At 43.7% G+C, this 25,874-nt stretch carries 23 protein-coding genes; 7 read left to right on the top strand and 16 right to left on the bottom strand.

Features of this window, described 5'->3' with window-relative positions:
• Positions 1-19: 19 nt before the first annotated feature.
• The gene (gene purH / locus LDK34_RS00840) at positions 20-1,540 is read right to left on the bottom strand and encodes a bifunctional phosphoribosylaminoimidazolecarboxamide formyltransferase/IMP cyclohydrolase (RefSeq protein ID WP_236941175.1); all 1,521 of its coding nucleotides are present in this window, start codon (positions 1,538-1,540) and stop codon (positions 20-22) included.
• 312 nt (positions 1,541-1,852) lie between these two features.
• Here purH and LDK34_RS00835 point away from each other — a divergent pair, with 312 nt between their 5' ends.
• From LDK34_RS00835 to LDK34_RS00820, 4 genes are all read left to right on the top strand, one after another.
• Positions 1,853-2,647: an SDR family NAD(P)-dependent oxidoreductase gene (locus tag LDK34_RS00835; protein WP_236941174.1), complete on the top strand. Its 795-nt coding sequence runs from the start codon at positions 1,853-1,855 to the stop codon at positions 2,645-2,647.
• Positions 2,648-2,727: 80 nt separating this feature from the next.
• A complete protein-coding gene (locus LDK34_RS00830; RefSeq protein ID WP_236941173.1) occupies positions 2,728-3,042 on the top strand; it encodes a hypothetical protein in 315 nt (104 codons plus the stop codon).
• Between the two features lie 213 nt (positions 3,043-3,255).
• Positions 3,256-4,128: a helix-turn-helix transcriptional regulator gene (locus LDK34_RS00825; protein WP_236941172.1), complete on the top strand. Its 873-nt coding sequence runs from the start codon at positions 3,256-3,258 to the stop codon at positions 4,126-4,128.
• Between the two features lie 445 nt (positions 4,129-4,573).
• Positions 4,574-5,491: a quinone oxidoreductase family protein gene (locus tag LDK34_RS00820; protein ID WP_236941171.1), complete on the top strand. Its 918-nt coding sequence runs from the start codon at positions 4,574-4,576 to the stop codon at positions 5,489-5,491.
• Positions 5,492-5,544: 53 nt separating this feature from the next.
• On the opposite strand, the gene LDK34_RS00815 is transcribed toward LDK34_RS00820, so the two are convergent.
• From LDK34_RS00815 to dnaA, 15 genes are all read right to left on the bottom strand, one after another.
• Entirely contained in the window at positions 5,545-6,924 is a 1,380-nt protein-coding gene (locus LDK34_RS00815) for a DHA2 family efflux MFS transporter permease subunit (RefSeq protein ID WP_236941170.1), read from the bottom strand.
• A gap of 162 nt (positions 6,925-7,086) precedes the next feature.
• Positions 7,087-8,280, bottom strand: coding sequence for an MDR family MFS transporter (locus LDK34_RS00810; protein ID WP_161002625.1), 1,194 nt, complete (start codon positions 8,278-8,280; stop codon positions 7,087-7,089).
• Positions 8,281-8,381: 101 nt separating this feature from the next.
• The gene (gene dnaB / locus LDK34_RS00805; protein ID WP_017262417.1) at positions 8,382-9,764 is read right to left on the bottom strand and encodes a replicative DNA helicase; all 1,383 of its coding nucleotides are present in this window, start codon (positions 9,762-9,764) and stop codon (positions 8,382-8,384) included.
• Positions 9,765-9,844: 80 nt separating this feature from the next.
• Positions 9,845-10,297 carry a 50S ribosomal protein L9 gene (gene rplI / locus LDK34_RS00800; RefSeq protein ID WP_236941169.1) on the bottom strand — a complete coding sequence of 151 codons (453 nt, stop codon included), beginning with the start codon at positions 10,295-10,297 and terminating at the stop codon, positions 9,845-9,847.
• Between the two features lie 5 nt (positions 10,298-10,302).
• A complete protein-coding gene (locus LDK34_RS00795; RefSeq protein ID WP_236941168.1) occupies positions 10,303-12,330 on the bottom strand; it encodes a DHH family phosphoesterase in 2,028 nt (675 codons plus the stop codon).
• 151 nt (positions 12,331-12,481) lie between these two features.
• Positions 12,482-12,724 carry a 30S ribosomal protein S18 gene (rpsR, locus tag LDK34_RS00790; protein WP_017262420.1) on the bottom strand — a complete coding sequence of 81 codons (243 nt, stop codon included), beginning with the start codon at positions 12,722-12,724 and terminating at the stop codon, positions 12,482-12,484.
• A gap of 25 nt (positions 12,725-12,749) precedes the next feature.
• Positions 12,750-13,292 carry a single-stranded DNA-binding protein gene (ssb, locus tag LDK34_RS00785; RefSeq protein WP_161002010.1) on the bottom strand — a complete coding sequence of 181 codons (543 nt, stop codon included), beginning with the start codon at positions 13,290-13,292 and terminating at the stop codon, positions 12,750-12,752.
• Between the two features lie 36 nt (positions 13,293-13,328).
• Positions 13,329-13,628 carry a 30S ribosomal protein S6 gene (gene rpsF, locus LDK34_RS00780; protein ID WP_017262422.1) on the bottom strand — a complete coding sequence of 100 codons (300 nt, stop codon included), beginning with the start codon at positions 13,626-13,628 and terminating at the stop codon, positions 13,329-13,331.
• Between the two features lie 305 nt (positions 13,629-13,933).
• Entirely contained in the window at positions 13,934-14,263 is a 330-nt protein-coding gene (locus LDK34_RS00775) for a heavy metal-binding domain-containing protein (RefSeq protein WP_161002627.1), read from the bottom strand.
• Between the two features lie 149 nt (positions 14,264-14,412).
• Complete coding sequence (gene gyrA / locus LDK34_RS00770) at positions 14,413-17,055, bottom strand: DNA gyrase subunit A (RefSeq protein ID WP_236941167.1); 2,643 nt, start codon at positions 17,053-17,055, stop codon at positions 14,413-14,415.
• A gap of 63 nt (positions 17,056-17,118) precedes the next feature.
• On the bottom strand, positions 17,119-19,149 hold the full coding sequence (gyrB, locus tag LDK34_RS00765; RefSeq protein ID WP_017262425.1) for a DNA topoisomerase (ATP-hydrolyzing) subunit B: 2,031 nt from the start codon (positions 19,147-19,149) through the stop codon (positions 17,119-17,121).
• Positions 19,150-19,235: 86 nt separating this feature from the next.
• The gene (gene recF / locus LDK34_RS00760; RefSeq protein WP_236941166.1) at positions 19,236-20,420 is read right to left on the bottom strand and encodes a DNA replication/repair protein RecF; all 1,185 of its coding nucleotides are present in this window, start codon (positions 20,418-20,420) and stop codon (positions 19,236-19,238) included.
• Positions 20,421-20,681 (bottom strand): S4 domain-containing protein YaaA, encoded by a 261-nt coding sequence (yaaA, locus tag LDK34_RS00755; protein WP_017262427.1) that lies wholly within the window; start codon positions 20,679-20,681, stop codon positions 20,421-20,423.
• Between the two features lie 354 nt (positions 20,682-21,035).
• Positions 21,036-22,175, bottom strand: coding sequence for a DNA polymerase III subunit beta (gene dnaN / locus LDK34_RS00750; protein ID WP_161002631.1), 1,140 nt, complete (start codon positions 22,173-22,175; stop codon positions 21,036-21,038).
• A 228-nt stretch (positions 22,176-22,403) separates the two neighbouring features.
• The gene (dnaA, locus tag LDK34_RS00745; protein ID WP_236941165.1) at positions 22,404-23,738 is read right to left on the bottom strand and encodes a chromosomal replication initiator protein DnaA; all 1,335 of its coding nucleotides are present in this window, start codon (positions 23,736-23,738) and stop codon (positions 22,404-22,406) included.
• A 615-nt stretch (positions 23,739-24,353) separates the two neighbouring features.
• Between dnaA and rpmH the strand changes: the two genes are divergently transcribed.
• From rpmH to yidC, 3 genes are all read left to right on the top strand, one after another.
• Positions 24,354-24,488, top strand: coding sequence for a 50S ribosomal protein L34 (gene rpmH / locus LDK34_RS00740; RefSeq protein ID WP_011668979.1), 135 nt, complete (start codon positions 24,354-24,356; stop codon positions 24,486-24,488).
• A 110-nt stretch (positions 24,489-24,598) separates the two neighbouring features.
• Positions 24,599-24,943, top strand: coding sequence for a ribonuclease P protein component (gene rnpA / locus LDK34_RS00735; RefSeq protein WP_017262430.1), 345 nt, complete (start codon positions 24,599-24,601; stop codon positions 24,941-24,943).
• Between the two features lie 129 nt (positions 24,944-25,072).
• Entirely contained in the window at positions 25,073-25,870 is a 798-nt protein-coding gene (gene yidC / locus LDK34_RS00730; RefSeq protein ID WP_161002119.1) for a membrane protein insertase YidC, read from the top strand.
• Positions 25,871-25,874: the final 4 nt, after the last annotated feature.

Raw genomic sequence — 25,874 nt, 5'->3', positions numbered from 1 at the left:
AATAACATCAGGTCATAAACTAGTGTCGAAAATGTCGAACACCTGTCGTCACCATTACAATGCCAAGTTCGTTGGCCTTATCAATAGAATCTTGATCACGGATGCTACCACCTGGTTGAATGATTGCATGAATACCATGCTTAGCCGCATATTCAACACAGTCGTCCATCGGGAAAAAGGCATCACTAGCTAACACGGCCTCGTTAAATCGAGGCTGTTTTTTTGCGGCGCTAATAGCTAGTTCCACTGAACCAATACGATTCATTTGGCCGCAACCAATGCCCAATGTCTGATCAGCAGTAGCTACAACAATGGCATTACTCTTAACATGTTTCACAACAGTTTGTGCAAACTGAAGAGCTTTTAGTTCTGCCTCAGTTGGCTGAATTTCTGTTACAACGGTCATATCAGTAATTGCTTCAGTCTGACGATCTTTATTTTGTAAAAGCAACCCACCTGTTACAGAAATCGCCTCAAGTTCACCTGGTTGCGCTTTTCCTAATCCGATAGTGAGCAATCTGACGTTCTTTTTCTTAGCCAAAATTGCATAAGCATCGTCATCAAACGCAGGCGCCATGATAATTTCTAGAAACAAGGCGTGCATCTTTGTCGCTGTGGTAAGGTCGACCGATCTATTCAGCGCAACAATGCCACCAAAAATCGACATTTTATCTGCACTGTATGCTTTGTCCCATGCCTGCTCGATATCATCTCCAAGACCAATGCCAAACGGATTCATATGTTTGACCGCCACCACTGCTGGTCGATCAAATTCACTAAGTGCGGATAAAGCTGCATCAGCGTCTTTAATATTGTTGTAGGAGAGTTCTTTACCGTGAAGCTGGTTAGCAGATGCAAGACTTATTTTCGAAGGATATTCCTTTGTATAAAAAGCAGCTTGTTGATGTGCATTTTCACCATAACGAAGAGCTTGGCGCTTCTGATAAGTCATCGTTAATTTTTCTGGGAAGGGTTCAGGATTTAGATAATGTGCAATAGCTGCATCGTAGGCGGCAGTAATGGAAAAAACTTTTGCCGCCAGCTGACTGCGTAACGTCGCATCTTCAGACTTAATGCCGCTCAGTACAGCTGAATATTCGCTCGGATCTGCAACAGCCCAAACATCTTTAGCATTCTTCGCGGCCGCCCTCAGTGCAGTCGGACCACCAATATCAATTTGCTCAATTGCTTCGGTACGTGAAACACCCGGTCGATTTATCGTTTCAGAGAATGGATATAGATTGACGCACACAACGTCAATCGGTTCAATATTGTTTTCAGACAACGTTTGCATGTGTTCAGTTTTATCGCGCTGCGCAAGAATTCCTGCATGAATGCGGGGATGGAGCGTTTTAACTCTTCCATCAAGCATTTCAGGAAACTGTGTCACTGACTCTACGCTAATAACTGGCACCCCAGCGGAGCTTAGATGACGTGCAGTCCCGCCTGTTGAAATGATTTCAAAACCCAAGTCAACCAAACCACTGGCAAAATCCACAACTCCTGTTTTATTGAATACGCTAATCAATGCACGTTTCACCTTAACGTCTCCTTATCATCAAATGAGTGACTGACTTTTCTAATTAATTTCGAACATTTAAATAAAGTTCGTGTTTATAAAAGCATTCGTTAACTCGTTTTCAAGTTAATAAAGGAATTCTATCATTGCACTTTTCTTAAATCAACGATAAACATTAACTATTATGTTCAATATAAATTATATAGTTCGTGTTTTACAAATATATTAATTGTTATGATTCTCTTTTTCAGCGGTTACCAAAAAGTGCCTACTTGTTCTTTAACTGATAACCAACTAACCTGATGATTGCAAAAAGACAGGAGATTATGCCATATGGATTTACAATTAACGCACAAAATTGCCCTTGTAACAGGTTCAACCAAAGGAATTGGAAAAGCTATTGCTACTGAACTAGCTCGGGAGGGGGCCACGGTTATTATCAATGGCCGCAGTCAGAAGAGTGTTTCAATGGCCATCAGCGACATTACCGAAGCTGTCCCAGATGCATCTTTGCAACCAGCACCGTTTGATCTAACAACATCTGACGGTCGCACAACACTGGAAGAAAAGTTTCCAACACTGGACATCCTTATCAACAACCTAGGTATTTTTGGTGCCATGGATTATTTCGACATCGATGATGAAACTTGGAATAGCTACTTTAACACCAACGTTTTAAGTGCTAATGACCTCGTGAAATTTTATTTACCAGGGCTGATGAAAGCTGATTTCGGTCGGGTTATCTTTATCGCTAGTGAGGCCGCCATCATGCCATCCCCAGAAATGCCGCAATATAGCATGACTAAGGCCATGCAACTGAATCTATCCAAGAGCCTAGCCAACGTCACTCGTGGTACTAACGTTACGGTAAACACCGTTATGCCAGGGTCCACACTGACTGAAGGCGTGGTCGATTTCATTAACGATCTGTACCCTGACCCGAAACAAACGTTTGAAGAAAAAGAACGTGAATACATGGCCAAGAATCGACCAACGTCAACGCTCGGTCGACTCATTCGCCCGGAAGAAATTGGCAAGCTTGTTACCCTTGTCGCTAGTCCTGCCGTTGGTGGTTTTAGTGGTAACGCTATTCGTATGGACGGCGGGATTGTGCCAACGATGTTCTAATCACAGTGGGCGAGGTGCACGTTTTGCGGTACAATTAACCGAACGTTTTAATGAAACCGTGAAGAAAGTGAGTGCTGCTCGTGTATTATTTTCTTGCCCAGTTACTGGCCGTTGGCTATGTCGCAGCTTGTCTGGTAACCACTGTCAAATCATATTCTGACCCCAAGGTGTCTACTCACATTGCGATGTGGTGGTCCGCCGTAACTATCGTAATGGCACTCACACTTGCCAGTTGGGTCTTTCTTGTCGTCGGCAGTCTCGCCTCACTTGAATTGGCTTATCAAACGGACCGGTCCAAGGGTCTCATTCGTTGGTGGCCATTGATTGGTCGAACAGCCTACGTTGTGGTAACCATCGCGCTTTACCTCCGTTTTGGTGTACCAAATTTTAAATAGTCTAAAAAAGCCTGATTTCTCGCTGTATTGCTGAGAAATCGGGCTTTTGAATTTAAACCATATTGAACACTATTTAAAACACACATTTTTTGGCAACGTTGGTAGACCAACTTTATCAACACTTTTCCCGCCCATTTTTATGAAAAGGATGTTAAACTGCACTCATTAATTATTTGTATTGCTGAGACAGATACGTTTTAAGAGGAAAATATCATGTCTGAATATGAAACATCGTTTGCTGCCATGGCACAAACATTGGGCAAAAATTTAGCCATGCAACGCCGTCGTTTAGGCTTAACGCAAAAACAATTAGCGCGTGATATTTGTTCGCAGGGGCTCATCAGCAACATTGAACGTGGTAATTACGTACCCAATGCGATTCTGCTTGGTCAAATTTGTAACCGATTAAACATGTCCATCGACCACGCTTTATTGAACCATTACTACAAAATTGGTCACCACGAGAACTTTAACGAAACTGTTGAACAACTATGTAATCAGCATTTATATCAACAAATGCGGGACTATTTAGAAAAATCCGAACTTGCGGATCACTTGCGACGAGATGACGATTTGCAGATTTATTATTACTACCATGCCTGCAGCGTTTACCAATTAACAAAAGATGCGCAAGTAGCACTGAGAGAATTGAACCTAGCCTTATCCTTCACCTACTCTCCACATCAGACACACCTCACCAGCTTAGAAATGATCATCATTTCCTGCATTGATTTTGTCGAAAGTGAATCCAATATCAATCACGAATTTAATCGATTCAAACGGCTCGAAAACATTATCTTGAACGATGATAATCTAACTATTGATCCAAACTTTAGTTTAATATTCTATCAATACGCGCTAACTCTGTTTCACCACGGCAAAAAACCAGAATCCATCGCTATTCTACAGACCGGGATCAAATGGGCTACCGACCATAACGTAACGTTTATGTTAGCCGACTTCTTCTTTCTGTTATCGAAAGAATATATCACAATCAAAGACGATGACAACGCACAAACAGCAACGCAAAAGTATCAAGTTCTTGAATCGTTATTTCATCAGCCAATCAATCAAACAATCGACTAAAAGCAGTTAAGAGTTTGGTGACGAAACTTTTTTACCAAAATAACGCAGAATGCCCCGTTCCTATCATTTGGAGCGGGGCATTCTGCGTTCAAGCGAATATTTCTGCTTTTTTTAAACATTGAGCTTGCCTTACTCAAGCTAAGTGCGGTCGGTCATCACCCTTTTTCTAATACAACCTTCGCTTAAAGAATAAAACCGCACAAATTCTCACCGCCAAGAAGATTGCCAAGGCAACGCTAGCCCAGCCTAAAACAAACACAAAACTAACCGAGAAAATTTTCGCCAAACCTAGCAAAACTAATAACCATAAAACGACTGGCATGTAACCACCTCCATGAGAAAAGGATGCTCGCAAGTGAGAAATCAACAAAATCAGAATACTGATTTTTATCAAAACGAAATGCGTTTTATACTGCGTGCATCAAAACAAATGGAGGTCCATATCATGAAAGCAGTCATGCAAACCAGTTACGACGGCATTGATGCATTACGGATTATTGAGACACCATCCCTGCATGGTCAATTAATGGGCACACTGGTAAATGTCCATTTTGTCCCAGTATTACCCTGGGATGTAAAAAGTGAAATGGGGTTACTACCTGATGTTCACGCAGACCATTTGCCCAAAATACCGGGCTATGGCTTTTCAGGAATTGTTAACGCGAGTCATCTACTTGGACCGGCTGTCGGAACACGTGTCGTTGGGGCAACACCAACGGGTAGTTACGCAGAAATCATCAACGCACCAATTCCAATTTATTTATTCACCCTACCAGACGAGGTTTCTCTCGCTGATGCCGCAACCATTTTTGGCGGCGCTGATACCGCAATGATGATTTTAAACAGTGTCCGTTTGAAAGCAGCAGACCACGTTTTACTCATTGGGGCCTCTGGTGGCGTTGGCGATTATCTCGCCCAGCTTTTAACTTCGCGTGGAATAGCCTTCACAATCCTTTCTTCTCAAAGAAGCTTAGCGTACACACGGCAAACTTTTGTAGATGCCGACAGTCGCTCAACAATTGAAGAACTCGCTAATGAAACATTCGATTATGTCCTCGACACAGCCGGTGATGTCACAACACTAGGCAAGATTGAGCGCACGTTAAAAACGAATGGTGTTCTATTTACCTCAGCATTGCCAAATTATCAGCCGCATAGACAAGATATCCGTAGTCACTTCAACAACAACCCGATTCCACCAAAACAATATCAAACAATCATTCATATGCTCGCTACTGGTCAGCTCGTCGCACACATCGACCGCATTTTTCCAATGCAAGATGTTAAAATCGCGCAACAACGACTATTACAGTCGCCATCACGCGGTCGCGTACTATTAAGTGTTCATGAATCAACCCCTTGATTAGAAGAAATGGAAAACCATATTGTTACACGTGAAACTAAAATTGTTTCTGCCTAGCCATTGTCTGGAATTCCCTTCGCATTTTGTAAACGAAAGGCCTGCGTCACTGCAACCAGTAATAGACACAAACAAATGCCGAAACCAACTTGAATCCCGACTCGCGAGTTTGGCACATGTAAATGGGCATCAGTAATCGTAATAGCAGCCACAATTAATGCCGTCCCCATCGTTGCGGCTACCTGACGTAATGTATTAAAAATTGCGACACCATCGGGAAGTTGCGCCCGTTTAAGATAAACTAACGAATGCGTTTGTAACGGAATCAGCATCAGTACCAAACCTGATTGACGAACCGCCTGGCCTAACGTCACCATCCAAATCGATGACCGTGCACCAATCAACATTTGTAACAGCGTTCCACAAAGGTCAATTGTAAGTCCGATGAGCACTAAATGTTTGATTTTGAAACGATCATAAAATTTGCCACTGGTAGACGACATAAAGCCAGTAATTAGTGCCCCAGGTAAAATAACCAGTCCGGACACAAGTGGGCTCTTATGCATGCTATTTTGAACAAGCAGCGGTAATAAGATCGTATTGCCATACATTGTTGCGATTGTCAGCGAATTAATCACCAGTGCAAACGTAAATTGGCGCGTTTTAAAAACATTGAGGTTCACCAAAGGTTGTCTTGTTCGCAATTGTAGCCAAACGAATAATAGCCAGAAAACTATCGCTGCTACTAAGGATAAGCTAATCAGTAACCCTTCTCCCGACAGCAACTGGCTGACGTTTGATAATGCCCACAATAAAAACCACAGACCTAAACTAATCAGCACTAACCCTTGGTAGTCAAAGGACAACGCCAAGCTGTGCGACTCTGCTGGTAACACCTTAAAAGCCACAACCAACACGCCTGCCAAAAATGGAATTAGTAAGATAAATAAATACCGCCAAGAGAAGTAGGTCAAAATGACGCCTGACAGTGTCGGACCAATAATGGGCGAAAAATTGAATGCCAATCCGATAAAGCCCATCACTGACCCCTGCTTACCTTTGGGCGCATAACGGATCGCCATGACATTTACCAGCGGCACCATGACACCTGCTCCAACGGCCTGAATCATGCGTGCAAACACGACCAGCCAAAAAGATGGTGCCATCGAGCCCAGAATCGTCCCCACCAAAAAAACACTGGCAAAACCAAGAAATAGCCGTCTAAATGAAAACCGTTTAATTAAATAGGCACTAACTGGAATCATCAGTGCATTAATTAGCATATAACCATTGCTAACCCATTGGACTTGTTCGGCTGTAACGTGAAACGTCCGCATTAAAATTGGTAATGCAATGTTCATCAGTGTGGAGCATAGTAAGCTCCAAAAAGCGCCAAAGGTTAAAATCGTCAGTGAAATTTTTTCTTGTCGTCGCAACTACACAATCTCCTCGAATATAATCATAATTATATTTATTGTACGTGGTTCTGACCTCAAATTCACTGACAATTCTGAAAATAACACTATAAACAAAATCGGCAGCGACCCTAATCAGAGTTGCTGCCGATCTTATTAGTATTTATTTTTTACGCGAACACATTAATACTGTGTCGTTTTATGATACATCAATCGGCGAATGACAATCACCATGATCCATGTTAACGCAATGGCAACCGCCGCAAAACCAAACAAAAATTTGTATGAGGTCGCATCAATCAGGACACCACCTAGAAGTGGACCAATCGCGCGTCCAGCAGCAGCGGAAGCATTAACAGCACCTTGATATTTTCCCTTCACGTCTAATGGCGTCAACTGATTGACAATCGCCGGGATCGCTGGAAAGGCCGTCGCTTCGCCCAGCGTTAATACAGCAATGGCAAGGACAAACCCGATGTACTGTTTAACAAAGAGCAAAATAACAAATGATATTGCTACTGCGGCAATTCCCGGGATGATTTGATAGTACGGATTGCGAATACGGTCACCAAGAAAATTGACACCCATTTGAAAGACAAGAATAAGTCCGGCATTGATCGTCCATAACAAACTATATTTTGTCAGTGGAATCCCTTGATCGGTCATGTAAACTGCCATGTTTGATGTCCATTGTTCATACATGATCCAAATAACAATCAGTGTAGCGAAGAACGTCCAGATGATAATCAAATTAGGCTTAGGCAACTTGATTTTGCTCTTAGTCTGCTTGGCATGGGCTGCATGGGCCCGTACACTATCTACATTAAATTGCGTCATCGCGATGAAGAAGTAGGCCACATACATTGCGGCTGTGATAATGAATAGATACTGAACGCCGTGTTCATAAACAAAACCAACCATCATGGTTCCAAAGACAACCCCAAGGTTTTGCATAAAGTAGATCATGTTGAACACATATCGACCGTCACGACTTTTAATGGTCGTTCCTAAAGAATTAATCAGCGTGATCAAAAGTCCACTACCAAAGCCCATAAATACAAGACCTATTGGAAAGGCCGGCCACCCATGCCAAAAAATCAAGAAGGCCGTGGCAATAAACTCATAAACTGTCGCAATCAACGTCAGCTTATAAGCATCAACACGATCAAACAGCCAGCCACCTAAATAAGCACCAATGATATTTGCAGTTGAGTTAAACAACAATACAAGTCCAACGACCGTTAATGATTCATGAAGTGCATCATGAATATAGATGGTTGTTAATGGCCAAATAAAACTTTGTCCCATATTGTTGAGCAGCCCGGCAACTAATAACCATGGCAGCTTAATTTCTTTCCCAGTAACTTGTTGTTGCATCGGTCTTCCCTCCAATTTATTTCCCCGGAAATAATGATTGATTAGTAATGATAAACGGGTGCACATCATATCGATGCACGCCCGTTTTATTGGTTGTCACTTTAGTTTTGCGCGTTATACGCAATGTTTGAGAACTTGTTATACGACTTAACAAATAGCAATTTGACAGTTCCCCGGGCACCAGAACGGTTCTTTTCAATAATGACTTCAACTTCCCCAACGTTTTGATCCTCATCATCACGCGGATCATTGTCATTATCCTCATCATCGTTGTCACGTTCATAGTAGTCATCACGGTACAAGAAGGCAACAATATCGGCATCTTGTTCGATTGAACCAGATTCACGAATATCAGATAACACTGGTCGTTTATCCTGTCGTTGTTCCAAACCACGAGATAGTTGTGACAAAGCAATAACTGGTACACGTAATTCCTTAGCCAATTTCTTTAACTGACGGGAAATATCAGAAACTTCTTGCTGTCGGTTTTCTTTGTTCCCACCTTCGATCAACTGAAGGTAATCGACAATAACAATCCCTAGGTCATGTTCTTTGGCCAAACGACGACACTTTGCACTAATTTCAGCCATCCGGTTACCAGGTGTGTCATCAATGTAAACACTGGTCTTAGATAGTGCGCCCATGGCAACAACGAGGTTCTGCCATTCTTCATCAGTCAGCTGTCCTGTTCTCAAATGGTTTGCATCGATACTACCCTCAGCACAAAGCATCCGGTTGACTAACGATTCAGCTCCCATTTCAAGACTAAACAAAGCTACCGTTTTATTCGTCTTTGTCGCCACGTTTTCGGCGATATTCAGAACAAACGCTGTTTTACCAACACCAGGACGAGCAGCAAGGATAATCAATTCGTCGTCATGGAATCCAGTCGTCATCTTGTCCAGTTCATGAAAGCCGGTAGCTAAACCGGTAATTTCGTCGCCATTCTTCGACAACTCGTTAACGGTATTCATGGCCTGATTTAACACGTCCGCAATCGGTTTAAAACCACCACTATTGCGATCGTCGGCCACCTTCATGATTTCTGTCTCGGCATTCTCAAGCAGTGTCGAAACATCATCCTCTTCATTATACGAACGGGTAACGATGTCTGTCGCTGTCTTTATCAAACGACGTAGCAAAGCCTTTTCTTGAACAATCTTGGCATAGTAAACGACGTTCGCTGCAGTTGGCACTGCCTGCGCCAGCTCAGCAATGTAAGTCACACCACCAACGTCATCAATTTGTGCGTTAGCAGTAAGGGCATCGTTAACTGTCACAGCATCAACAACACTGCCGTTATTGTTCAAATCAATCATCGTTTGAAAAATAATCTGATGTGCTCGACGGTAAAAGTCCTCAGCTTGGAGATATTCCATCGCTTCAGGCATGGCGTCATTACTTAAGAAAATGGCCCCCAAAACGGCCTGCTCTGCTTCAATGTTTTGTGGCGGGGTTTGTTCCCGCAAATCTACATTATCCATGCTATCTCCACTTGATTCTGAACCAAAATAACAAAACGCACCATTTCCCGGGAAATAGTGCGGTCAAAATACCTTAATAACTATTGTTCAACCACGTGCACACGAATCTTCGCAGTCACTTGGCTGTGTAGTTTAACTGGCACATTCGTATAACCGAGCACACGAATTGGATCCGGCAATTCGATCTTGTGCTTATCTAACTTAATATTGAATTGTTGATTTAATGCCTGAGCAATCTGTTTTGAGGGAATTGAACCAAATAGACGACTATCTGAACCAGCTTTGGCCTTAATTTCAACAACTGTTTCATCAGCCTCTAATTTCTGTTTCAATTCCTGAGCCGTTGCTAATTCGGCTGCTTCTTCGCGAGCTTCAGCACGTTGCTGGCCTTTAAGTTGGCTCATGGCAGTTGCGGTTGCCGCTTTTGCCTTACCTGTCTTAATCAAAAAGTTTTGAGCAAACCCATCTGGTACTTCTTTGACTTCACCGCGCTTGCCACGGCCACGAACATCCTCCGTAAAAATAACTTTCATCGTTGTTACTCCTTTGCATCCTGTGTCGCTTCTGCCGCCTGATTATTGAGAATGTTCAATAATTCTTGACGAACTTCGGTAACACTTTGATTTTCAATCTGTGTGGCTGCGTTTTGTAAATGACCGCCACCGCCCATTTGTTCCATAATGACCTGCACGTTAACCTCACCAGTAGAACGAGCAGAAATACCAACCCGGTTGTCAGCACGTTTAGTGATAACAAACGAGGCTTCGACGCCTGCCATATTTAGCAACGAATCAGCAGCTTGGGCCGCCGTTACTGAATCATATGTGGTGCCGTCCTCTCCAGCAATCAATGCCGCGCTCTCATTAATCAGTTCAACTCGGCTAATGAGGTGATTACGTTGCATGTAACTGTCTGGATTTTCCTTATTAAATTGAACAATCAGTTCTGCATCGGCACCAGCTGATCGCAAATAGCTGGCTGCGTCGAACGTTCGCGTACCGGTATGATTCGTGAAATTTTTAGTATCAATTTCAATCCCGGATAGCATTGCTGTCGCTTCAATTTTGTTCATTGCATTTGCTTCCTGTGGTTGATACTCTAACATCTCTGTAATCAACTCACAAGTTGAACTTGCATAAGGTTCAATGTAAACCAAAATTGGGTTTTCGGGGAATTCTTCACCTCGACGATGATGATCAATAATCACAGTTCGATTCTGAAGCTTGTCATACACGCTCTCAGCCATCGACATAGATGGTTTAGAATGATCCACCATAATCAATAAACTTTGATCAGTGGCCCGATTAGCAGCATCTGCGGGCGTGATGATCGCATCTTTTACTTCCGAATAATTATCAATGGACTGTAGCAAACGTTGAATATCAGAATGGGACTGTTGTGCCTCATCCAGAATAATCCAACATTTCTTACCGTTCATCTGTGCAATCCGTCTAATCCCCAGGCATGCCCCTAATGAGTCCATATCAGGCGTTCGGTGACCAGCAACAAATATCTGGTCTGATTGACTAAATAATTCCTGTAATGCCTGAGAAATCATTCTGGCACGCACACGCGTCCGTTTTTCCATTGGGTTCGTCTTACCGCCGTAAAAACGAGCTTCCTCATTTTCAGCTTTAACGACAACCTGGTCACCACCACGACCAAGGGCTAAATCCAAATTACTCTGAGCTAAGCTAGCCAGACGATTGATATCTTTCTGTCCATAAGCTAATCCCATAGACAAAGTGAGCGGATAGTTCTGTTTAGAAGTGGTTTCACGAATCGTGTCGAGAATCTTAAACTTATCAGCTTCCAAATTTTCCAAGTCACTCAAATGGCCAACTAATAAATAATGATCTGAATTCAAACGGCGCAGGTACGTATTGAAATCTTTAGTCCAGTCTGTCAGTGTGCTCGTCACATAATTACGAAGTGTTGAAATATCTGAATCACTCATGCTTTGAGTCACTTCATCGTAGTTATCCAATGAAATAATTCCAAGAACAAGTTGTTCATTATGGTAGTCACGTTCAATCTGCGCGTAATGACTGACATCCATCAGGTACACAACGTTTAATTCTGGTTGAACGAGCAAGTAAAATTGCTTATCAGCCCACGTAATTGTAGTGTATGTTTCATCTTTTGCGTGTGCTTCAATCGCATCAGCCAACGTTTGATCCACGCTAGCAATGCTCTTCCCTAACACTTCTGTATCGCCAAAATAGGCCTGTAAATATGGATTAATCCAAGCGACGCGTTGATGATCATTGAAAATCAGCACGCCCATTGGCATTTCAATCAGTGCTTCCTGTTCACCACGTTTAATGCGATAGGATAAATCGGCGATGAACTCTTGCGTATCGATGCTGATCTCCTGCAGAGTATTGAAAATGACGATCAACACGACAACGGCTGCGATCAACACAATGAGCCCGAATATCCAATTCAACATAAATGCCGTAATAACACCTAACAGGCCGAGCGCCAACCCATAAAATGCAATCCACCGCAATCGCGTGTTTTGCATGAATACAGGCAAACGAAACCGTGCAAGTAATTGCCTCATGTTGTTCGTTCCTTTCCATAAAGTCCTGTTACCAGTTTATCACATCTAACGCAACCAATACACGGCGTGTGTCACTCCGTGGTCACCTTGACAAACATAAAAAATGAAAACAAAAAAACAGCCCCATAAGGACTGTTTGTTAGAACATTGATTAGTCTTCGGCTACGAATGGAAGCAAGCCCATGATCCGTGAACGCTTGATTGCCACCGTCAAACGACGTTGGTTCTTAGCGGACGTACCAGTCACCCGACGAGGTAAAATCTTGCCTCGTTCTGAGATGAACCGTTGCAACAATTCAGTGTCTTTGTAATCGATGTATTCGATGTGGTTTGCGGCGATGAAGTCTACCTTACGGCGACGACGGTTACCACCACGACGACGTTGATCTGCCATGATATGATCCTCCTATCTTCTGAGACTAGAATGGAAGGTCGTCATCCGAGATGTCAATGCTTTCACCGTTACCAGCGAAAGGATCAGCAGGGGCCTGGCTTGTTTGACTGGAAGGTGCAGCATTACCCGCATTGTTCCCGCCATTATTACCAGTGCCGCCAAACGGATTGGCGCTTCCTGATTGAGGAGCATTATTGTTGTAGCCGCCGTTGTCGTTTGTGTTACCAGAAGTCCGTTGATCAGATTGAGAACGGGATTCTAGTAAGGCAAAGTTTTCGACGACCACTTCAGTGACGTAAACGCGCTGGCCCTGTTGGTTCTCGTAGTTCCGGGTTTGAATCCGGCCCTCGATACCAACTAGTGAACCCTTATGCGTGAAGTTAGCGAAATTTTCCGCTGACTTACGCCAGATTACACAGTTGATGAAATCAGCCTCTCGTTGGCCCTGTTGGTTAGTGAACTGACGGTCCACTGCCAACGTAAATGAACCAACAGCTGCTCCTGATTGTGTGTAACGAACTTCAGGGTCACGGGTTAAGCGTCCGGTAAGAACTGCGCGATTAATCATAGTTGTAGTGCTCCTCTCTTAAAATTTTTGTTTTGTTTACTTGTCGTCACGTTTAACGATCATGTGACGCAAGATGCCATCGCTGATTTTAGCCAAACGATCAAATTCGTTTAAAGCTTCAGCCTGGTCAGTGGTTAGGTTTACAACGTGGTAAGTACCTTCGTTGAAGCCTCCAATTTCGTACGCAAAGCGACGAGTTGACCAGTCTTTTGAATCAGCAATTTGTGCACCATTGTCTGTCAAAATCTTGTCGAAACGTTCAACTAAGGCTTGCTTAGCTTCACTATCAAGATCTGGGCGAACAATATAAGTAATTTCATACTTAGTTGCTAACATTGACTGTCTACCTCCTTATGGACTTTTGACCCGCTGTTTTTCAAACGAGTAAGGAGTCATTCACCAGAATGGCGAACGCTCACGAACTAAAAGTATAGCATGGCAAAGCTTAAATAACAAGGTGTAGCTTATTGCGTTTGACGTAGCTGATCGACATTGCGGCCACATTACAAACACGAAACGGTTATTTGTCTTACCACAGAGCTTCTAATCCGCAACGCCTGTTGTTCGTTCACACACCTATAACATACGCAAAACGACAACAAATGTTTGTTGTCGTCGAAATTTTTTAAAATTATGGCTCACTATTTAAATTTGACTGCAGTTCCGTACGCAGCAACGGTCTCCATGTCTTGGCTAATTGAATCCGAGTCATAACGCATCATGACTACAGCATCAGCACCCATCGCCGCAGCATTTTCTCTCAATCGATCCACTGCGATATCCCGTGCCTCACTGAGCAACTCAGTATAGGCTTTAATTTCACCACCAACGATGTTTTTCAAACCAGCACCAATATTACGCACAACATTTTTAGATTGCGTTGTTAACCCAAAGACTTCACCAATAACTTCATACTCTTGACCGGGGATTCGTTCGGTCGTCACAACGAGAATCTTTTTTGAATCACTCATGCAGTATCACGCCCTTAGCTAGAATTTATAACTCGAGTTTATTGTCCAGGATTAGCATCGCAAAAGCAATCGACAGGCCCTGAGTCATAAAAAAAGCACCGCGTCGATTTTGCTCGTCGCGATGCTTTAATTAAATCTAATTATATTTTTTAGTCATTGTCGTCATCAGCATCATTAGATGTATCATCCTGATCAGCTTCAGCACGTTTCAACAATTCGTTGACCTGTGCATCAGCGTCACCGGCTGGTTCATCGCCTGCTACTGGTGTCGTCGAATCAACATCCTCGCTTGAAGATGATGCCACTGTGCTATCGCCATCGGTTGGTGTGGCACTGGCTGAATCATCTTCGTCTTCGATTTCCGGTTCTACTTTGGCCATCGTTGCGACTGAGGCATCTTCATCGATCCGAATCAAATGAACCCCAAGCGCTGCACGACCTGTTTCAGAAACAGAATCGATGCTAAAACGAATCATGACACCCTTATTGGTTACTAGCATGATGTCTTCCGTGCCGCTAACCGTTGTTAATCCAGTCAGTGGCCCGTTCTTAGCTGTCACGTTAACGGTCTTAATCCCTTTACCACCGCGACCCTTAATTGGGTACTCACTGGCTTTGGTTTGCTTACCGTAACCCTTCTCGCTAATAACAAGCACATGACTGTCCGGTTTCAACACGTCGGCACCAACGACAAAGTCATCGTCACGCAAACGAATTCCGCGAACCCCGGCCGCAGAACGACCCATGTCACGAACAGCATCTTCAGCAAATGATACCGCATAACCAAGGTGAGTTCCGATAATCATGTTTTGATGACCATCCGTGATGGAAACATTCATCAACTCATCACCATCGTGCAAATTGATGGCCTTCAGTCCATTGCTCCGAATATTACTGAACTCATTAACAGCCGTGCGTTTAACCACACCGTGAACCGTTGTGAAGAACAGATAATTATTGCTCTCATCCGGACCACCCTTGACGTTGATCACCGCTTGAATACGTTCACCAGCATCCACGCCAAGTAAGTTGATCACCGGAATTCCCTTAGCTGTTCGGCCGTATTCAGGAATTTCGTAGCCCTTCATGGCATAAACTTTCCCAGTGTTGGTAAACATCATCAACCGGTCATGAGTCGACGTAGAAATCAGGTGTTCGATGAAGTCGTCATCATGAACGTTCATCCCCTGAACCCCACGGCCACCACGATGTTGCGCTTTGAACTCGGTTGTTGGTAGACGTTTGATATAACCATTGTGGGTCAACGTCACAATGACGTCTTCTTCTTCGATTAAATCTTCGTCTTCAATATTCGAAATGTCACCGACCTGTAACTCAGTCCGTCGTTTGTCACCAAACTTAGTCTGAATTTCAAGTAGTTCTTGGTAGATGATTTCGTTGATCCGTGAATCATGAGCCAAGATATCCTTGTAATCAGCGATATCTTTCATCAACCCAGTGTATTCATCTTCAATTTTGCCACGTTCCAAACCAGTTAACCGAACCAGCCGCATGTCCAAAATGGCTTGCGCCTGTTTATCGGACAATGAGTAGTTGTTCATTAACTGGGCCTTGGCAACATCAGCTGTTTGTGAATTACGAATAATCGAAATAATGGCGTCAATGTGGTCTAAGGCGATCCGCAAACCTTCAAGAATGTGCGCCCGTGCCTGAGCACGCTTTAAATCAAATTCGGTCCGACGACGGATAACACTTTCTTGATGCCGCAAGTAGTCAATCAAAATTTGCTTAAGACTAAGAACTTTCGGCGTGCCATCTTCAATAGCCAACATGTTGAAGCTGAATGAGGTTTGCAACATCGTCATCTTGTACAAGTTATTCAAAATAACGGACGCAGAAAAGTCTCGACGCGCGTCAATCACAATCCGCATACCTTCACGATCAGATTCATCGTTGATATCCGTGATACCTTCGATGCGTTTGTCACGTGCTAATTCAGCGATATGCTCAATCAATCGGGCCTTGTTAACCATGTATGGCAATTCGGTCACGATGATGCGTTCCTTGCCGTTCTTTTGCGTTTCGATGTCAACTTTTGAACGCACGGTAATGGATCCCTTACCCGTTTCGTAAGCCTTCCGAATACCGGCCTTACCCATGACGATCGCACCAGTTGGGAAGTCTGGTCCCGGAATAGCCTCCATCAGATCAGCCGTTGTGGCATCTGGGTTGTCCATCAAAATGTGGATACCCTTGATAACTTCAGCCAAGTTATGCGGTGGAATACTTGTCGCCATCCCCACGGCAATCCCTGAAGCACCATTGACTAACAGGTTAGGGAACCGCGCTGGCAATACCGTTGGTTCACGTTCTGTACCGTCATAGTTGTCTTGGAAATCAATCGTGTTTTTATTGATGTCACGTAACATTTCCAGTGCAATCTTGCTCATCCGCACTTCCGTGTAACGCATAGCAGCCGCACCGTCACCATCGACAGAACCGAAGTTTCCGTGACCGTCAACTAACATATACCGGTAACTAAAGTCTTGTGCCATCCGCACCATGGATTCGTAAACGGCACTGTCACCATGTGGGTGATACTTACCTAAAACGTCCCCAACGATTCTGGCGGACTTTTTGTAGGGTTTGTCCGGTGTATTGCCAAGTTCATGCATATCGTACAAAATCCGGCGGTGAACCGGCTTCATTCCGTCACGAACATCTGGCAGCGCCCGGGCGACAATAACGGACATCGCATAATCCAAAAATGATGTCCGCATCGTTTGCGACAAATTGACGTCGGTGATGCGACTCGGTAAATCTTCGCTCATTTCGCTACTCCTTTGTCTTCGTTCTTACGTCGGCGCTCTAGTGCTTTAATTCGTACAAACAAATTAAGCATCGAGGTTTTCAACGAACTTAGCGTTATCCTCGATAAACTTCCGACGTGGCTCAACTTTATCACCCATCAACATGGTGAAAATCTGATCTGCTTCAATGGCATCTTGTGGATCAACTCTTAATAAACGGCGCTTTTCAGGATCCATTGTTGTTTCCCAAAGTTGTTCAGCATCCATTTCACCAAGCCCTTTGTACCGTTGGATCATTGGCTTAGGAGACGGCGGCAACTGACCTAAAATCGTGTTTAGTTCATCATCTGAGTCGATATAGCGCATCATCTTACCTTGAGCAACTCGGTACAACGGTGGCTGCGCAATGTAAACATAACCAGCGTCGATCATTGGCCGCATAAACCGGTAGAACAATGTCAGCAACAGTGTCCGAATGTGGGCACCATCGACATCGGCATCGGTCATGATGATTAACTTATGGTAATTAGCCTTTGAAATATCGAAATCTTCACCAAAACCAGTTCCTAATGCGGTAAACAATGACCGAATTTCTTCATTGGCTAAGACACGATCCAAACTAGCCTTTTCAACGTTCAAAATCTTCCCACGGATTGGCAGAATTGCCTGCGTTAACCGTGACCGACCTTGCTTAGCTGAACCACCGGCCGAATCACCTTCGACGATGAATAATTCTGAAATTGCTGGATCCTTAGAGGTGTTATCCGCTAACTTACCAGGTAGGTTTGAAATTTCCAGACCTGACTTTTTCCGTGTAACTTCACGTGCCCGTTTGGCAGCAACCCGCGCTTTCGAGGCCAAAATACCCTTGTCCACGATTTTACGAGCCGTGTCCGGATTTTCCATCATGAACCGACTGAATGTGTCACTAAACAAGTGATCCGTGGCGGTCCGGGCATCTGAATTACCCAACTTAGTCTTCGTTTGACCTTCAAACTGTGGATCTGGGTGTTTGATTGAAACAACGGCCGTCAGACCTTCACGAACATCATCCCCAGACAACGGATCGTCGTTATCCTTCAACTGACCACTCTTGTGCGCGTAGTCATTGATTACTCGTGTCAGCGCTGATTTAAACCCAGTTTCATGAGTCCCACCTTCATAGGTGTGAATGTTGTTGGTGAACGTTAGTAAATTGCTGTGGAAATCGTCAGTGTATTGCAAGCTGACTTCGACCACGATGTTGTTTTGAGTTCCTTCAACGTAAACAGGATCCTCGAACAAAACATCTTTGCCATCATCCAAGAACTTAACGTATTCCTTAATTCCACCTTCGTAGTGGAAATCTTGTTTGGTCGGCGTTTCTGGGCGATTATCGGCAATCGTAATCCGTAAGCCCTTGTTCAAAAAGGCCAGTTCACGAATCCGAGTCGTCAAGACTTTAATGTCATAAACCGTTGTTTCACGGAAAATATCCGGATCCGGCTTAAAGTGGACAATAGTTCCATGAGCATGCGGTTCTGAATCGCCGATGATCTTCATTGGTGTCTTAACGTGGCCAGTATCAAAATCCATGTAATAGATTTTGCCATTTCGCATAACCTTAACGTCCAATTCAGTGGACAAGGCGTTAACAACGGACGCACCAACCCCGTGCAGACCACCAGAAACCTTATAACCGCCACCGCCAAACTTACCGCCGGCGTGCAAAATTGTATAAACGGTTTCCAGCGCTGGTTTACCCGTTTTCTTTTGGATATCGACTGGAATCCCACGACCGTTATCCGTCACAGTAATGGAATTGTCCTTTTCAACAACCACATTAATTTCATTAGCGAAACCGGCTAACGCTTCATCAATCCCGTTATCGACAATTTCCCACACAAGATGGTGCAGTCCTTGAGAACTGGTCGTCCCAATGTACATTCCGGGACGTTTACGAACGGCTTCGAGGCCTTCCAAAACCTGAATTTGATCAGCATTATACTGACCAGCTTCAGCTTCACGTTGGTTGGCATCGCCAGAAGCAACCTTTGATGCTTGGTCAGCCTCTGCCTGTTCCACACGTTCGCGTTCCGCTTGCGTTAACTTTTGCTCGTCGTCTTGTTCAGCCAAAGTAATTCCTCCTCAAACGTGGTCCAGCATCTAAAAACGGACCGTTAACCACGTTGCTCAAAAACTGCTGCTTACTAACTTGTTACTTACTCCTGTTTTGGTTCCTGTCCATCGTTACCGTTCTGACTATCACTACCATCGCTTGATGATACTGATTCATCCTGACTTAAATGACCGCTAGCAATATTGAATATCGTTGGATCATTAATCAGTTTGCGGGCAATACCGCTTAACGATGTGGTGGTTAGAAAGGTTTGCACCTTGTCTTGAATAGACCGCAACAGGTGTGTCTGTCTTGCATCATCCAGCTCGCTCAGCACGTCATCTAGTAACAACACTGGATATTCACCTGTGATTGCCTTCATCAAATCAATTTCAGCTAGTTTCACAGATAATGCTGTCGTCCGTTGCTGACCTTGTGAGCCAAACGTCTGGACATTTTTGCCGTTAACCATGAAGTGAAGGTCATCGCGGTGAGGGCCAATTAATGTCGTCCCTTGCTCGATTTCCTTCGCTTGTTGTCGCTCAAACTGTTCCTGATACGCCTTGTACAACGTATCAACACTTTGTTCGCGCGTTGCTTTAATCTGGTTAACGTATTCAAACGCGAGTTCTTCGCGCTCTTGCGAAATCACTTTATGCACTTGTTGCGCCCAAACGGCCAATTGATCAAGAAAATTCAACCGTGCTGCAACAATTTCAGCGCCAAACGCAGCTAGTTGGTCACTCAACACACCGAGATAAACCAAATCCTTAGCCTGCTTACGTTGCAATTGCCGCAAGTAATTATTCCGCTGTCGCAAAATTGACCGATACTGGCCAGCGTTATACAGATACTTAGGACTCATTTGCCCAAATTCTTGGTCAATGAAATGTCTTCGCACTGATGGCGATCCTTTAACCAGCTCTAAATCCTCCGGAGCAAACAAAATCACATTAAGATTGCCCACATAAGCCGATAAACGAGCCTGCTCAAGGTGGTTCACCTTGGCTTTTTTGCCCTTCTTGCTAAATGTCAGCTCCAATGGCGTAACCGTATTCGTTTTATGAACACGACCAGCAACTAAGGCCTCATTAGCCTGCCAGCCAATTAAGTCACGATCATTTGCCGTTCTGTGCGAACGCGTCAAGGCTAAAACATAAATTGCTTCCAGCAGGTTTGTCTTCCCCTGCGCATTTTCGCCCAGTAACACATTCACACCTTGATTAAACTTGACGTCAAGGTCAGCGTAATTACGGAAATTCTTGAGGTGTAAACCTTCCAGGTACATTTACGCATCCTTTTCCGTCGTGTCTGCTGACTGATTTTGCCGTATAAAAAATAGCCCTACATCTGGGACATCTACTGAATCACCAGGATAAAGTTTACGACCACGACGATCATCCGGTTCGTTATTAACGGACACTGAATGCTCGCGTAAGTACCACTTAGCCTGGCCGCCTGAATCAACGACTGATTCCTCTTTCAATAGTTGGCCCAAAGTAATGAAGGCTGTCTTGATTAAAACTTCTTTTTTCACAATCAACACCATCCCTTACTTACAGTAACTATTATACCGTTTTCAGAACCGAAAAACAATTAATTAACCGGTTTTTACGCCCTATAATCGATTTTATATCTTTTTAAATACCTGATACTAACGAGCCCCCAAAATGGCTAAGAGACGCTTTAAACGCAAAATACGACAAAATCGCCTTAAAAAACGACTTTTATTTCGAATCTTAGCGTTGTTTTTCTAATACCCACGTTCTGTCGTTTGAAATTAGCGCAAACACCCCAACCACGGAATGTGACTTTCACAAGATTGGCGCAAAAAAGAAGCACCCTGAGACCAAAATGCTAGTGGTCCCGGAGTGCTCCTTTTGGGGGTTACTTATGCATTCAACTAAAACGTCCGCACAGGTGTAATTAGTTGAATAAAGTTTTGTTCATCCTCACTTGGTACCAAGGTGAATGGCCGTAGTGCCGAAGTGAAGCTTAATTTAATCTGTGATTGACCAAAAGAACGCAACGCATCCTTCAGATAATCTGGGTTAAACGAAATCTCTAAGTCTGACCCTTCTAGGCTGATGGCCGATAGATTTTCTTCAACAGCACCAACATCTGGTGAGTTGCCGAAAATTGTGGCCGATTTTTCTTCGCCCTTCAACGTGATTTTAACCACGTTGTTACGACTTTCATGTGATAACAGCGAAGCACGTTCAATAGCAGATAGTAACGTTGGGGCTGAAATTTCCATGGTCGTGTCAGATTCACTAGGAATTAGGCGTGACGTATCTGGATAATTTCCTTCTAACAAACGTGAATAGAAAGACGTGTCACCAAGTAAGAAGAGCACCTGGTTTTCAGCGAGGCGCATTTTAACATCAGTGCTGTCTTCACCAATCATCCGTGATAGTTCAACTAAGGACTTCCCGGGGATGATTACGTCATGAGTTTCCGTGGCTGGTGTCGGTAGCGTGATCTTGCGCTGACTTAAACGATGTGAATCAGTCGCAACAGCTGTAAATTGATCACCGGCCAAAGTAAAGTGAACCCCAGTCAAAATTGGGCGACTTTCTTGGTTTGAAACAGCAATAACTGTGGTATTGATGATGTCACGGAAGACATCCCCAGCCAGCGTTACTTCATCATCGCTTTCAATTTCAGGTAAGTGCGGGTAGCTATTGGCATCCAACCCGTTGATCGTAAAGGCAGCTGCTCCAGATGTAATGTTTGCCTGAAAACCTTCTTTAACTGCAATGGTCATCGTAGCTTCTGGTAACCGTTTGACGATCTCACCAAAGAAACGTGCTGGCAAAACAATGTTACCTGCTTCTTCAACATTCAGTTCTGCGTTTTCATCATCAGCACGGAGTGTGGTTTCAATCGAAATGTCGGTATCGGATCCAGTAAAGGTAATTTCATTATTGGTAACTTCTAGCTTTAATCCGGTTAATATCGGAATTGTTGTTTTTGTAGAAATGGCACGTGAAACATCATTGAGCTTTTTAATAAAACTTTGTCGATTGACCGTAAATTTCATTCTTAGTCCCCCAAAGTGGTTTATGTAATTTGGGGCAAAGCCCCATTACTTATTTAAGATATAAAGATAGTCGTAGTAGTAGGCAGTGTGGATACTGTGGAAAACCAAGAATTTCAAGAACTGGTAAAGTTTTCCACCTGTGGATAACTCAAGTAAAACTCAGATGGTTTCGATTCACTTATCCACAGGTCCTAACGACGTCCTGCCCCCATGATACGCCAGTTTTTACTAGCGTTGTATCTCAATTTTAAGCTGCTGAATGTTTTCAGCAAGTTTTGCGTCGTTTGAAATGCTCTCTGCAATTTTGTCGCAAGAATGCAAAACAGTTGTGTGGTCTTTGCCACCAAAGGCTTTACCGATTTTTGGCAAGGATGAATTCGTTAATTCACGGGCTAGATACATCGCAATTTGCCGTGGGACAACGATTTCCTTCATCCGCTTTTTACCTTTGAGATCGACGAGATTAACGTCAAAGTAGCTTGCAACCTTCTGTTGAATGAGCTCGATCGTAAGTGTTGGTTTGCTTTCGAGATTAAGGCTCTTCAATGCATTGTGAACTAAGTCTTCGTCAATCGGCTTCTTTTGGAGGCGCGAATAGGCCTGCACACGTGCGAGGGCACCTTCCAATTCACGGACGTTACTATTGACCTGACTGGCAATGATTTCGAGTGCGTCATCGGGAATTTCAATTTGTTCACGCTCAGCTTTATTACGTAAAATGGCAATTCGTGTTTCTAAGTCAGGCGCTGTAATGTCAACGGATAGGCCCCATTTGAAGCGACTCACTAAGCGGTCTTGTAACTTGGGAATCTCGTTGGGCAAGCGGTCAGACGTCAACACGATTTGTTTACTATTATTGTAAAGTTGCTCAAACGTATGGAAGAACTCTTCCTGAGTCCCTTCCTTGTCTGCAAAGAATTGAATATCGTCCACAAGTAGTAGATCAACGTACCGATACTTCAACCTGAATTGTTCCTGAGTCTTGTCACGGATCGACATAACCATATCATTTGTGAACTCTTCACTGGTGACGTACATGACGTTGGTATTAGGGTTACGTGCAATCATGGCATGGCCGATGGCGTGCATTAAATGCGTTTTACCTAGGCCAACACCACCATAAAGAAACAAGGGGTTGTACAAGGTCCCAGGTTCCTCAGAAACCGCCATAGCAGCAGCATTCGCCATCTGGTTCCCCTTACCAATAACGAATGTATCAAACGTGTATTTGTCGTTTAGAGAGTTTGCGTGATTAGCAACTTCAGTTGTGGCAGCGTCAGTAACAGGTTCTTTTACTGTTGGCTGAACCGGTTGCTCACCTTCAATGACGTATTCTGGTTCCAATTCAGCTTGAAAATCAGAGAAAGCAAATTCGACCAGTTTGGGGGTTAGTGTTCGCTCCCAGTAGTCTTTATGAAGCTGGGAAGGAACTTGTAAAACAAAGCGTGGCGGCTGGTAAGAAAGAGGCAGTGCTGATTCGACCCACGTATTAAAGGTAACGGGTGACAAATTAGCGCGGAAACTTTCTTTTAAACCATCCCAGAGTGTGTTTTTATCGACCACCGATGAAGCCTCCTAGAATGAATTATGCATAAATAGTAATAATTTATGGCGAAAAATGAGAATAACAAAATCTGCAAAGACAACTTTAGCATGAACAAACAGAGTTTTCCACAGGTTCCACAGAACAAGTTACGAATGTTCCACAGGATTGTGTGAAGGTTATCCACAGGAGCGTTGAAAAATCAGGATTTGGCCTCTGTGAAACAAGTTTTCCACCGGCAAGTGTGATTAAATAACGTTGAGAACAATAGCTTTCAAAAAGTTATCCACAGAAAAAATCAGAGGTGTGGATAACTTTTCAAACGGCTGTGGATTTGTACATTTTGCTGTTGAATTCCTGTGGAAATAACGTTTTTAAAAATCTAAAATCCACTGAACCTGTGGATTAATTTTGACAATCTGTGGATAACTTTTGTCCTACAAATTATCAGAATCGACAATTTGTTGTTTGCAAGTAACTCTGTCTATGATATTATATTTAGGAACTGCATGAGTTTTCTCGTGCGCTAGCTTTTAGCTAATCAACCATATATGTAACGCTGGATATCCAAGTGTGTCGTCACGTCACCACTAAGGTATCTGTGTCGTAACGATCCAAAGGAGGTGCAATCCAACATGAAAAGAACTTACCAACCAAAGAAGCGTCATCGATCACGTGTCCATGGTTTCCGGAAACGGATGAGCACAAGTAACGGCCGTCAGGTGTTAGCACGTCGGCGCCAAAAGGGCAGAAAAGTATTATCTGCATAAAAACAGGCCACTGATATTTTTCAGTGACCTTTTTTATTTTTTTAGTCCACGATGACCATTAGTGTTGGTTTTGTGGCGTTGAATCATTTTAGTTGAGGAGATTCGGACCATTGAGAAAGTCATACCGCATCAAAAAAGAAAGCGAATTTCAAACGGTCTTTGAAACCAGAAACTCGATTGCCAACCGTCAGTTTGTTATCTATACAATGGATAAACCAGAGCAGCCACATTTTCGTGTCGGTATTTCTGTCGGTAAGAAGATTGGCAACGCTGTCCACCGTAACTGGGTTAAGCGTCGAATTCGGCAGTCATTGTTGGAGTTAAAGCCAATGCTTCGTCAGGACGTCGACTTCTTAGTTATCGCACGACCTTCAGCTGATGGGCTATCAATGGCCGAAATCAAAGAAAACCTGACGCATGCGTTACGTTTGGCAAAGTTGCTGGATGCAGAGTAGTAGCGTTACAGCAAAATATAAGTGGGCAACATAGGCATTATCAAAATGAATGAAGTAAATGAGGAAAAAATCGTGAAGTCAAACGGAAAACGCTCCGGCCGTAAAAGCCGACGACGATTAGCGCTGACCATGATTGCTGCAGCCAGTTTATTCTTGGCAGCGTGTGGTAAAAAGCCAATCACCAGCAGTAGTACAGGATTTTGGGATCACACGATTCTGTATAATTTAAGTCAATTCATCATTTGGCTGAGTCATGTATTCGGCGGTTATGGGATGGGGATCATTATGATTACCCTGATCATCCGGATTATTATTCTGCCATTAATGATTTATCAAACGCGTTCAATGCGGCGAATGCAAGAAATTCAGCCACAGTTGTCAGCGTTGCAGAAGAAATATAAGTCGCGTGATACGGCTACGCAACAAAAGCTCCAGGAGGAAACACGGAAATTATATGCCGAAGTTGGCTATAACCCGGTTTCCGGATGTTTACCACTGATTGTTCAGATGCCAATTATTTGGGCACTGTATCAAGCAATCTATCGGACAGCAGCATTGAAGACGGGTTCGTTCTTATGGATGCAGCTTGGGGATCGCGATCCTTACTTCATTTTGCCAATCCTTGCTGCCGTTTTCACTTTCATTAGTTCTTGGTTGAGTGTTAAGAGTCAACCGGAAAGCAACTCAATGAATGCTGTGATGGTTTGGGGGATGCCAGTGATCATCTTCTTCACTGCCGTATCTGTACCAACAGCGCTGTCATTATACTGGGTAATTTCAAACGCCTTCCAGGCTGGTCAAACATTGCTGATTCAGAACCCTTGGAAGATTAACCGTGAGCGTGAAGAGCGTGAAACTGCCAAACGCGATCAAGCGAAGGCCAAGCAGCGAGCAATCAAAAAAGCTCGTCGGTCACGACGTCGCTAATTCA

The organism is Furfurilactobacillus milii (genome assembly GCF_021654115.1).
Lineage (GTDB): Bacteria > Bacillota > Bacilli > Lactobacillales > Lactobacillaceae > Furfurilactobacillus > Furfurilactobacillus milii.
This window is presented reverse-complemented; position numbering and strand designations above follow the sequence as displayed.